Raw genomic sequence first — 10829 nt, 5'->3', positions numbered from 1 at the left:
GCAGGACTCATGCTGCGACTGAAATCGGCCGCGGGATTGGCAAGACACGCAAGGACATCACCATGACAACCACTCGCTCTGATATCGCGGCCTCTTCAAGGTCGACCGACATGGGTAGCCTGGCCGTGCTGTTTGCCGCGCTGCTGTGGGGCACCACCGGCACGGCGGCCCACTTCAACCAGGATGTCAGTCCGCTGGCAACCGGCGCCTTCGCCATGGGTATCGGCGGCCTGCTTCAAGCAGTGATCGCACGACCCAATATCATGGGCTGTCTGAGCCTGTTGATGGCGCAGAAGGGCCGGGTATTGCTCGGCGCCGTGTGTGTCGTCATCTACCCGCTGGCTTTCTACTCCTCGATGCATCTGGCCGGTGTCGCCATCGGCACGGTGATCACCATCGCCACGGCGCCACTGGCAGCGGCGATTCTGGAGCGCCTGTTCGGCCACCACCGACTCACGCTGAGCTGGTATCTCAGCCTCGCGCTGGGCATTGCCGGTGTGGTGATGATGGCGATGGGCGAAACGGCCACTCATGGTGGGGACATTGTCGCCATCAGCGCCGGCGGCGACCCGATGGCGACAGGGTCAGGGAGCGTGCCTGACACTGACTGGCAACGCCTGACCGGTATCGTGCTGGGCATCATCGCCGGCACGACCTACGCCGCCTATTCACTGATCGCCCGGCGCATGATGGACCACGGCACCCACGCCCGCGCTGCCATGGGCAGCCTGTTCGGCGTCGCCGGTATCGCGCTGATCGCCGGTCTGGGCCTCAGCATGCTGGCGGCCGACCCGCGCCTGTTCGCCACCCCCGGCAACACATCGGTCGCGCTCTACATGGCGCTGGTACCGATGTTCCTTGGCTATATCGCCTTCGGCTACGGCCTTAAGACCGTTGCCGCCAGCAAGGCCACCCTGCTCACTCTATTCGAACCGCTGGTCGCCGCGCTGCTCGCCGTCACCATCGTCGGGGAACATATCGCTCCGCTCGGCTGGCTCGGCATGGCGCTGATCGCCGTCTGTCTGGTGATTCAGGTGACGCCAGCGACCGCTTGAACAACGCGAGCGGCACGACGAGGCGTTACCGAATGCGCAATGCAAAGCCCCAGCCTGAGTTTCAGGCTGGGGCTTTGCATTGCTGGGCATAAGCTCTCGGGCTCACGCCATCTCAATCACTCGCCGTGTAGAGCGCGCGCCGTCAATGCGAGGCAAGCTCGCCGGCATCCACTTGCGGTGTTATCCGACGTACGCCCTTGGCATCCTGCGCGTAGGCACGATGACGCACATCCCAAAGCTCCACGGCATGCTGGATGTTGAGCCAGAACTCCGGCGTATTACCTAGCGCAGCCGCCAGCTTGATGGCCATCGGTGCCGTCAAGGTGCCCTTGTCATGCACGATACGGCTCAGGGTGTTTCTGTGCACTCCCATCGCCTCGGCCAGGGTGCGGATATCGATGTTCATCGGCTCCAGAAACTCTGCCGTCAACATCTCTCCTACCGTCAGCGGGCGCCGCTGGGTGTTTCTCATCACTGCTACCTCCTCTAGCCCTTGTAAGCATGCGGGTCTAGATATGTTTGATGGGCGACCCCCGCCTCCCACCGGAAGATGAGTCGATACTGCTTGTTGACACGAATCGAGCAATAACCTGCGAGATTGCCCTGCAGATGCTCGAACCGATTGCCCGGTGGAACCCTCAGATCAGACTCCTGACTTGCGGCATCGAGAATCTGCAACTTTCGGTAGAGCGAACTGGAGAGCGCCGCAGGTATCTTGCGGTGGCCAACATCATGCTCATAGAAGCTCTCGAGCCACACATCCCTGAATTCCACCGCCATGGCAGCACCTTTTTCCCTCATTCTATGCACAACAATGTTATGCATCAAGCGGCTCTACCCTGACGCTACCTCCCCGGGAAAAACGCCCAACGAGCCCAGGACTCGTTGGGCGCTTCATATTCCTCTGCCCTTCACATCAGACGCTCAGCGACTCACGCCGCCGTCTTGCTTGCCAGTTCTACCTTGGCAAGCTTGATCAGCCCGCCGTAGAAGACGAAGGCGACAACGACACCCACGACGGGCGGCATGAAGGGTGAGCTCCAGGCGCACAGGCAGGCGATGGCGTAGGCGGCGAGCCCCGGCCAGTGGTAATCCACCTTGGGCATCTCGGCGAGGCGCGGATACTGCCCTTTGTGGCCTAGCCAGAAGTTGGCGATGATCACGCCGCCGATCGGCGGGATGAAGGTACCGAGCAGAATCAGAAACGGAATCAGCCACTCATACATGCCGAGTACCGCCAGCACTGTGCCGATGGCCGCGCCGCCCAGGGTGACACGCTGACGATGCGGGGTACGCAGCAGATTGCAGCCGGCGATCGCGAAGTTGTAGATGGTGTTGTCCTGGGTGGTCCAGATATTGAGGAACAGCATCAGGACGGCGAGACTGACCAGCCCCTGGGCAATCATTACATCGACGATATCGGCCTGCTGGTAGATCATCGCACCGAGCGCGCCGGTGAGCACCATCAGGCCATTGCCGACGAAGAAGGCCGCCAGGGTGGCAATGACGGCGATCTTCGGCGAACGCGCGAAGCGGCTCCAGTTGGTTGCCTGGGTGCCACCGCTGATGAAAGTGCCGATCACCGCGGTGATGGCGGCCGTCCAGCTCATGGAATCCGTCGGCGTCAGTGACGCAAGGCCTGCCACGCCGCCGACATCGACCATGCCGGTGTAGAGACTGAACAGGATGAACAGCAGCATGGCCGGCACGGCGATGCGCGAGAGCATGTCCAGCCCGCGATAGCCGATCATCGCCGTCAGACAGAAGGCGAAACCGAAGATGATCATCAGCGGCGTGGTCAGCCACTCGGGCAAGCCGAGTGTCTTGACCAGCACGATGGCGATGGTCGCGGTGCCCCAGGCGTACCAGCCGATCTGGGTGAACCCGAGCACGAAGTCAGACAGGCGACTGCCCTTCTCGCCAAAGCACAGCCGTCCCATCAGCACTGAATTCAGACCACTCTTGCAGGCGATATAGGCCAAGGCAGCGGCGTAACCGCCGAGCAGCAGATTGCCGATCACGATGATCCACAGCAGTTCATTGAGCGCGAACGCGGCACCCAATGACCCACCCGCCCACATGGTGGCGGTAAAGAAGGTGAAGCCGAGCAGCACCATCGAGGTGGAAAGCAGCCCACGTCGTGCCGAAGCGGGGACTTCGCTCAAGGGATAGTCATTGCCGGATTCGCCTGTCATCGATTGCTGATCTGAGGTGCGGTCTGAGGCGTGCGGTGAGGAGTGTTCTACCATGAGTGCCTTCCTGGAGCTCGGTCGTGAGTCGCCGAGTCTTGTGGTGGTGTCAGCCTGCCTGAACGCCGGCCACCGCCCCCTGCGCGCAAGGTGGTGGTCAGAGCGGCGGTCGCTACCCTACCACCATGCAAGATTCACGCCACCCATCCTCAAACCGTGCAAGACGCCAGCTCGTCGTCTGCCTCATGAAGCTGACACAGGCGTCAGGATCTGGCCTGTCAGCAGGCGCGGTCGGGCACAAGACCGCCACCAGAAATGATTTCGCGACTAGTCCGGCGCAGTACCTACAAACCCCTCAATTACGCCGACGTTGGCATCAACTTGAGCGCCAGACACCAGAACGCCACGCGGCGCACTCTTTCAGTGCAGCGCGTGGCGTGGCTCGAGGCGTCCTGCACTGACATCGAAACCTGACGCCGAGCACAGGATGCAAATTTTTTCAGCCTTTCCTTGTTCAGCGGTTCATGCTGAACCCTTCAGCTGCTCGCCAACACCCCTTCGCTGGCATTGACCTCTTCAGTGTCCATCAGGCGCAGTCTGACCGGCACCGATTTCGAGGCGGGCGTATTGCTGCGCGCATCGCGGTGATCCAGCGGAATCAGGTCATTGGTTTCCGGGTAGTACGCTGCCAGACAGCCGGTCGGGATGTCGTATTCCTTGAGCTTGAAGCCCGCCATGCTGCGCTCGACGCCGTCTTCGCTGACCGTTTCCAGCGTCACGCGCTGCCCCTCGCTCAGCCCCAGCGTCTCGAGATCCTGCGGGCTGATCATCACCACCATGCGCGTGCCATAGACGTCGCGATAGCGATCATCATTGGAGTAGACGGTGGTATTGAACTGGTCATGCCCGCGCATGGTGATGAGCAGGAAGGTGCTATCCATGTTCAGTGTCTCGTGGGTCACCTTGTCGAGACCCTCCTCATCCGTGCCCAACCCCTCGGGGAACAGGAAGTTGGCACGCCCCGAGTCGGTATGCCAGATACGCTCGCGCGGCGCGATGCGGATGTGGAAGCCGCCCTGAGCCAGGCGCGCATTGTAGTCGGGGAAGATCTGCGGGAAGACCTCTTCGATGCGGTCACGAATCCGTGCGTAATCCGCCTGCAGCCAATCCCAATCCACGGTGGGGTGCGGCGGCAACGTCGCCTTGGCCAGCTGACAGGTGATAGCGATCTCGGAGTGCAGGCTTGGGTCCGCCGGTGCCATCACGCCGCGTGACGGCGCCACGTTGCACATACCGTCCTCGGCACTGGAGACCTGCTCCGCGCCCTTGCCATCGGCGCCCGCCTGCAGGTCACGTTCGCTATGGCCAATCGTGGGCAGCACCCAACCATGTTTGCCGGGGTGCAGGTGACTGCGATTGAGCTTGGTGGCGACATGCACCGTCATGTCTAGATCGTGCACCTTCTCGACCACGCGCTTCTGATCAGGAATCGCGCGGAAGAAGTTGCCACCCATGCCGATGAAGGCACGTACCTCACCGCGCAGAATCGCCTCGCAGCATTCGGCGACATCATGGCCATTCTCGCGCGGGCACTTGATATCGAAGACTCGATCGAAGGCATCCAGCATCGCGTCATTGGGCAGGTTCTCGATGCCGACGGTGCGGTCGCCCTGCACATTGGAATGGCCGCGTATCGGGCAGGCGCCCGCGCCGGGCTTGCCGATATTGCCGCGCAGCAGCAACAGATTGATGATCTGCTGGATGGTGTCGCCGCCGCGCGCATGCTGGGTGATGCCCATGCCCCAGCAGCAGATCACGCGCTCGGCCTCCAGATAGGTCTGCCCCGCCTGTTCCAGCGATTCGCGTGACAGGCCGGACATGGCGACCAGGTCCTGCCACTCGAGCTTGCGGCAATGCTCGGCGAAGGCGTCAAAACCATGAGTGTGCTGGGCGATGAAGTCGTGATCCAGATAGCCCACCGCATGCGGATTGCGCTCGCGCAGCGCATCGTCGGCCTCGATCACGTACTTGCACATCGCCTGCACGGCGGCGAGGTCCCCGCCGATGCGCAGCTGATGATACTGACTGCTGATCTCGACGCCCTTGCCACTCAGCATGTCCTTGGGCGACTGCGGGTCGGCAAAGCTGACCAGCGCCCGCTCGCGCAGCGGGTTGAAGCTGACCACCTCGGCCCCGCGGCCACGCGCCTCGTGGAGATCCCCCATCATGCGCGGGCTGTTGGTACCGCTGTTCTGGCCGAAGATGAAGATGGCATCGGCCTGCTTGAAGTCCTCGAGATTGACCGTCGCCTTGCCGATGCCGATGGACTCCGGCAGCGCTCGGGAGGTGGTCTCGTGACACATGTTCGAGCAGTCCGGGAAGTTGTTGGTGCCGTACATGCGCCCGAACAGGGAAAACAGGAACGCTGCCTCATTGGAGGTACGCCCCGAGGTGTAGAACTCGACCTGGTTCGGGTCCTCATAGCGTTTGAGGCGCTGGCCGATCTCGGCGTAGGCCGCTTCCCAACTGGTGATCTCGTAGCGGTCCGTCTGGGCGTTGTAGCGCAGGGGGCGCGTCAAGCGCCCTTCCTTCTCCAGATGGTGATCCGACCATTCACGCAACTCGCTGAGCGTATTGTTGGCGAACAGCTCATCACTGACACGTTCACGTGTCGCCTCCCACGCCAGCGCCTTGGCACCGTTTTCGCAGAAGTTGGCCCCCTTGGGCTTGTCACCATTCGGCCAGGCGCAGCTCGGGCAGTAGAAGCCATCGGGCTTGTTCATCTTCATCAGGCTGCGATGGCCCTCGATGGGCAGATGCTCCTGCCAGATGAACTTCTCGACCGCCTTGATCGACGGCCAGCCACCGCCCGGCGGCCGGTCCAGCTGACTGCCGGACAGCGACGCCGATAACGCCGGCGCGTGGGACCCCTTGGGGCTGAAGGAATCGACTGGCGTGGTCTGGTCTTGGGACATGTCGGGGCTCCTGACGGTGGCGGCCGGCAGCTGGCATCGATCAGACACCGCTGCGGGCACGCCACCGAACAAAGAATTCAAGGGTCACCCTTGCTTCCTTGACTCGCGCCAAGCCTTTTTCAAGGCCGATCGCCGTTGCGCACTTGAACTTCCGCCGATCCGCCACCAGAGTTGTACAGACCTGACACAAGCAGACCCGCCACTCAACACGCCAGACATGATGAGGAGCTGGAACATGACCGTATTTGAAGCCCTGCGCGAGACCCACGACGAACAACGCCGCCTGCTGGACATGCTGCTGCAGACCGAAGGTGACAGCGAGCCGCGCGATGACCTGTTCAAGCGTCTCAAGGAATCGCTGACCAATCACGCCGGTGCTGAGGAACGCGCGCTCTACATGCCGATGATGGAGCACGACATGACGCAGGAGAAGGCGCGTCACAGTGTCGCCGAGCACCATGAGATCGATGAGCTGGTCGAGAAGCTCGAGGCGACCGACTACAGCTCGCCTGGCTGGCTGGCCACCGCCAAGCAACTCGAGCACCTGGTGACCCACCATCTGGATGAGGAAGAGCAGGAAGTCTTCCAGCTGGCAGGCCGCGTCTTCGATGACGCCACCAAGAAACGCCTCGCCGAGGAATATCATCAGGACATGAAGGCGCGCGAAGCGGCCTGAGCCAGAATTCAGCATCGGGCCTAGTCGAAAGCGCTCGGCGCTGTAACATGCTGAACGCTATCGATAAGCGCCGATGACGTACACCAAAACGGGCTGACCACATCATGTGGCCAGCCCGTTTTTTTCATGTGTTCACCACCCTGCGATGAGGGCATCGACGCCTGTGAAAGCGTGTGTCACAACGACTAAGGCGAAGAGCCATCCACCACGTCATCAGCCACGACGCACTCGGGTTACTTGCGGCGCGATGGCCGTGCGGTACCTTTCGCTGCCGGCTTTCTGCTTGGGCTGCCTGAGCGCTTGCCCTTGCCTTTCCCGGCCTTCGTCTTGTCATCAGGCTTCTCCGCACGCCCCACGTAACGCGCGATCCAGATGGTGTGCTTGGCCCCCGAGGTGCCATGTGCGTAGACCTGACGCGCCTCGGCCTTGAAACCGGCCCGCGACAGGCGCTGCGAGAAACGCGCATCGGCCGTGGCCGACCACACCGCCAGAATGCCGGCCGGGCGCAACGCCCTGGCGCATACCGCCAGCCCCTCCGCACTGTAGAGCCAGTCGTTGTCATCCGCGGTCAGGCCTTCCGGGCCATTGTCCACATCCAGCATGATGGCATCGAAGCCGCCAGGCGCTCCACGCAGCACCTCGGCGACATCGCGATTCTCGACTGTCGTGCGCGGGTCCCGAATCGGATAGCCCGCCTTGGCCCCCAGCGGGCCGTCATTCCAGGCCACCACTCCCGGTACCAGCTCGGCGACGACCACCTCGGCATCTGCCTTGAAGTGCTTGAGCGCGGCAGCCAGCGTGAAGCCCATCCCCAGGCCGCCGATCAGAACGCGCTGTGGCGCCGCCGACGTGCCGCGACTCTTGAGCAGGCCGGCAGGAATCTCGGCCAGCGCATCTTCCGAGCCATGCATGCGGGTGTTCATCAGCTGCCCGCCCTTGCCGCTCTCGATCTTGATGACGAAGTCCTCGCCATACTCGAACAGGCACAACGAATCCGACGTGCCGGGGATCGGCGCGGTATCGAGCAGCACAAAGCGTTTCATGGCACATCCATAGAAGGAAAAATGATCATCTGTCAGGTGGCTTCGTGGCCATCCTGACTATATTCAACATGACGGACATCTGTACGACATGGGGGAGCGTTAGTCTAACAGTCAGAACCCCATGGCAGGTATCCGCCTGCGCGAAGGCATGAAGTTTCGCGAAAGCACGAGAAAAATGAGAGCATGCGCGCATCAAGGCTGGAAGATATTCGCGAATTCTCTAATACTAGTTTTTGTAGAACGCAACACCGTCGTAAACCAGACACACTCAGAACGAACACTCTCAGTAGCAACTGTCACTTGCCTGATGGCTGGCGCGCAATGAAAAGCGCGTGGGTCTCGCCGGCAGATGGGCTAGCCTCACCGCCGACGAAGCAGCGTGACACCTAGAGAATCACTCAAGATTCCGACTCATCGGAACCCGAAAAGAGGATATTTCGATGCCGCATACTCATCTGGAGCGACTCGCGACGATCAGCGCCAGCCAGGTCGAGGAACACTTTCGCGATCTCCATCCCATCGTGGCATTGGTTTCTGCCACTCGGCTGCTGCAATTCCTCGAGCGGGAAGGTCTGATATTGCATGAACATCGGGCGCTATGCGCGAGCATCATTCGCAAGGCCCTGCCCAGCCTCGAAAACGGCCCCGGGCATGACCCTGCCAATCTGCCAAGCCTGCATGGCATAGAACAGACCAAGGAAAGTGAGCCGCGTGTTCCGCTTGCGCAGTCCATGGCAGCGGGTGTCAGTACGCCAGCCACCGTGCATGACAAGCATGAGGATGCGCTCTCCTGACCACCGCCAGGCGTACCGAAACGAGACAACCCGACGCCCAGTTCTGCTCATGCAGGACTGGGCGTTTTAACATTACTAAACAAGAAAATTATGATGGAGGGGTTTAATCCGACGGGATCGTCCACAGGTCTATTGGCAGACGTTCAGCGTCTGAAGGCGCATCAGCGCATTCACGATCAACGAACCGGAGGTGACGGCATGACTCAGCAACAGCCCCCACAGCATCAGAACCATCAACCGGGCGATGAACATCGCATGGATCCCAAGCCCGAGTACATCCGCGAGAGCTATCGCGGCAGCGGCAAACTGCTGGGCAAGGTGGCAGTCATCACCGGTGGTGACAGCGGTATCGGTCGCGCCGCCGCCGTGCACTTCGCACGCGAAGGCGCCGATTGTCTGATCACGCACCTGGGCAGTGAAGAAGTCGATGCCGAGGAGACCATCCGTCTGATCGAAGCCGAAGGCAGACGCGGACGCCGCATCGCAGGGGATATCGGCGACCCGGCCTTCTGCCGCAAGGTCGTCGAGGGCGCGATGGAGGAGTTCGGACAGCTGAATATTCTGGTCAACAATGCCGCCGAGCAGTACGACTGGGATGACGTGACCGAGATCGACGACGAGCAGATCGAGCGCACCTTCAAGACCAATCTGTTCAGTCACTTCTACATGATCAAGGCCGCCGTGCCGCACCTCTCCAAAGGCGATTCCATCATCGCCACCTCGTCCGTCAACGCCTTCAAGGGCAATGACAGCCTGATCGATTACAGCGCCACCAAGGGCGCCATCCAGGGGCTGGTACGCTCACTGTCCGGCACGCTGATGGACCGCGGCATTCGCGTCAATGCCGTCGCGCCCGGCCCGGTGTGGACTCCCTTGATCCCCGCCAGCTTCGAGGATGAAAAGGTCGCCAACTTCGGCCAGCAGGTACCGATGGAACGCCCCGGCCAGCCCAGCGAAATGGGCCCGGCCTACGTCTATCTGGCCAGCGAAGACTCAAGCTACATGACAGGCCAGACGATTCACCTCAATGGTGGCGTCGTGCTCAACACCTGATCGCAGACCTTCAGCACACACCTGAGCAAGCCGGGTGTGATGCGACATGCTCGACACGAAACAGGCCGCCCCATCTTGGACGGCCTGTTTCGTGTCGAGGTCTGCTCATGGAAGACGCGACGCGCCTCAGCGCTTGTGCCGCGTCCCATCACCTCTGCTCTCCCCGCCAGTATCAGGCCCTGCTGTTTGTCCGTATCAGTCATTTCAGTCGACTGAAAACCAGTGGCCTCTCTATTCTGGTAGCAGCCACAGGCGTTGCCGTGGACAGGACTGAGCGTTACCCGCTCTGCAGGAGGCAAGTATGTCCAAGCTGATTCTCTCACTGGATGGCGGCGGCATACGCGGGGCGGCCACCGCGCAATTCCTGATGCGTGTCGATGCGACACTCAGAAATGACCACCAGACCAGCCTGCGAGAGCGGGTCGATTTCTATGCGGGCACCAGTACCGGCAGTCTGATCGCGCTGGCGCTGGCCACCACCAACATGAGCCTCGAGGACATAAGCGGGCTCTACAGCGCGACCAGCGCCAGGCAGATCTTCGCCGACAACCGCGGCTGGTTCGAACTCGATGGCATCAATGCGCCCAAGTACGAGGCCAAGGGCAAGAGCACGATGCTCAAGAAGCACCTCGGCCAGGCCAAGCTCAGGAATGTCCCCGCTGGCAAGCAGGTACTTGTCGTCACCTACGGCATCGAGCGACGCCGCCCGCATGTCTTGAAGTCGAGCAAGCGCGAGCATCACAAGCTGCTGGCCTGGCAGGTCGCGGACGCCTCCAGCGCGGCGCCCACCTACTTCCCGACCCGTGACATGAAGCTCGGGCCGGACAACGAGCAGACCTGGCTGATCGATGGCGGCGTCATCGCCAACAACCCCACCATGTGTGCCATCGCCGAAGCCTGTCGCCTATGGCCGCATGAGCCGCGTCGCGTGCTGTCGATCGGCACCGGAACACGCACGCGCAAGATCAATGGCCCGGATTCCCAGCACTGGGGCGCAGTGCAGTGGGTACTGGAAGGCAGCCTGATCGACGTGCTCTCCGATGA

At 61.6% G+C, this 10829-nt stretch carries 10 protein-coding genes; 5 read left to right on the top strand and 5 right to left on the bottom strand.

Going from position 1 to position 10829, the window contains the following annotated elements; translation table 11 throughout:
* The first annotated feature begins 62 nt into the window (after positions 1–62).
* Positions 63–1055: a DMT family transporter gene (locus tag AC4FAH_RS07975; protein ID WP_490245867.1), complete on the top strand. Its 993-nt coding sequence runs from the start codon at positions 63–65 to the stop codon at positions 1053–1055.
* Between the two features lie 142 nt (positions 1056–1197).
* Here the strand turns inward: AC4FAH_RS07975 and AC4FAH_RS07970 are convergent, their stop codons facing one another.
* The 4 genes from AC4FAH_RS07970 to AC4FAH_RS07955 form a co-directional block, all read right to left on the bottom strand.
* Positions 1198–1527 carry a HigA family addiction module antitoxin gene (locus tag AC4FAH_RS07970; protein WP_153635856.1) on the bottom strand — a complete coding sequence of 110 codons (330 nt, stop codon included), beginning with the start codon at positions 1525–1527 and terminating at the stop codon, positions 1198–1200.
* Between the two features lie 14 nt (positions 1528–1541).
* Positions 1542–1835 (bottom strand): type II toxin-antitoxin system RelE/ParE family toxin, encoded by a 294-nt coding sequence (locus AC4FAH_RS07965; RefSeq protein ID WP_213114904.1) that lies wholly within the window; start codon positions 1833–1835, stop codon positions 1542–1544.
* Between the two features lie 152 nt (positions 1836–1987).
* Positions 1988–3250, bottom strand: coding sequence for a cytosine permease (codB, locus tag AC4FAH_RS07960; RefSeq protein WP_213114913.1), 1263 nt, complete (start codon positions 3248–3250; stop codon positions 1988–1990).
* 530 nt (positions 3251–3780) lie between these two features.
* On the bottom strand, positions 3781–6219 hold the full coding sequence (locus AC4FAH_RS07955; protein WP_175088831.1) for an FdhF/YdeP family oxidoreductase: 2439 nt from the start codon (positions 6217–6219) through the stop codon (positions 3781–3783).
* A 235-nt stretch (positions 6220–6454) separates the two neighbouring features.
* On the opposite strand from AC4FAH_RS07955, the gene AC4FAH_RS07950 reads away from it, so the two are divergent.
* The gene (locus AC4FAH_RS07950; protein WP_153635859.1) at positions 6455–6895 is read left to right on the top strand and encodes a hemerythrin domain-containing protein; all 441 of its coding nucleotides are present in this window, start codon (positions 6455–6457) and stop codon (positions 6893–6895) included.
* A gap of 233 nt (positions 6896–7128) precedes the next feature.
* On the opposite strand, the gene AC4FAH_RS07945 is transcribed toward AC4FAH_RS07950, so the two are convergent.
* Positions 7129–7938 carry a spermidine synthase gene (locus AC4FAH_RS07945; protein ID WP_213114903.1) on the bottom strand — a complete coding sequence of 270 codons (810 nt, stop codon included), beginning with the start codon at positions 7936–7938 and terminating at the stop codon, positions 7129–7131.
* A gap of 440 nt (positions 7939–8378) precedes the next feature.
* Here AC4FAH_RS07945 and AC4FAH_RS07940 point away from each other — a divergent pair, with 440 nt between their 5' ends.
* From AC4FAH_RS07940 to AC4FAH_RS07930, 3 genes are all read left to right on the top strand, one after another.
* A complete protein-coding gene (locus AC4FAH_RS07940) occupies positions 8379–8732 on the top strand; it encodes a hypothetical protein (protein ID WP_213114902.1) in 354 nt (117 codons plus the stop codon).
* Between the two features lie 198 nt (positions 8733–8930).
* Positions 8931–9785: an SDR family oxidoreductase gene (locus tag AC4FAH_RS07935; protein ID WP_216060694.1), complete on the top strand. Its 855-nt coding sequence runs from the start codon at positions 8931–8933 to the stop codon at positions 9783–9785.
* A 301-nt stretch (positions 9786–10086) separates the two neighbouring features.
* A partial coding sequence (locus tag AC4FAH_RS07930) for a patatin-like phospholipase family protein (RefSeq protein ID WP_490245866.1) occupies positions 10087–10829 on the top strand: 743 nt, incomplete at its 3' end.

The organism is Cobetia sp. (assembly GCF_983723665.1).
This window is presented reverse-complemented; position numbering and strand designations above follow the sequence as displayed.

What these genes read in the sequence shown, in the direction of transcription:
- AC4FAH_RS07975 (WP_490245867.1), top strand. Translation starts at nt 63, where the DNA reads ATGACAACCACTCGCTCTGATATCGCGGCCTCTTCAAGGTCGACCGAC.
- AC4FAH_RS07970 (WP_153635856.1), bottom strand. Translation starts at nt 1,527, where the DNA reads ATGAGAAACACCCAGCGGCGCCCGCTGACGGTAGGAGAGATGTTGACG.
- AC4FAH_RS07965 (WP_213114904.1), bottom strand. Translation starts at nt 1,835, where the DNA reads ATGGCGGTGGAATTCAGGGATGTGTGGCTCGAGAGCTTCTATGAGCAT.
- codB (WP_213114913.1), bottom strand. Translation starts at nt 3,250, where the DNA reads ATGACAGGCGAATCCGGCAATGACTATCCCTTGAGCGAAGTCCCCGCT.
- AC4FAH_RS07955 (WP_175088831.1), bottom strand. Translation starts at nt 6,219, where the DNA reads ATGTCCCAAGACCAGACCACGCCAGTCGATTCCTTCAGCCCCAAGGGG.
- AC4FAH_RS07950 (WP_153635859.1), top strand. Translation starts at nt 6,455, where the DNA reads ATGACCGTATTTGAAGCCCTGCGCGAGACCCACGACGAACAACGCCGC.
- AC4FAH_RS07945 (WP_213114903.1), bottom strand. Translation starts at nt 7,938, where the DNA reads ATGAAACGCTTTGTGCTGCTCGATACCGCGCCGATCCCCGGCACGTCG.
- AC4FAH_RS07940 (WP_213114902.1), top strand. Translation starts at nt 8,379, where the DNA reads ATGCCGCATACTCATCTGGAGCGACTCGCGACGATCAGCGCCAGCCAG.
- AC4FAH_RS07935 (WP_216060694.1), top strand. Translation starts at nt 8,931, where the DNA reads ATGACTCAGCAACAGCCCCCACAGCATCAGAACCATCAACCGGGCGAT.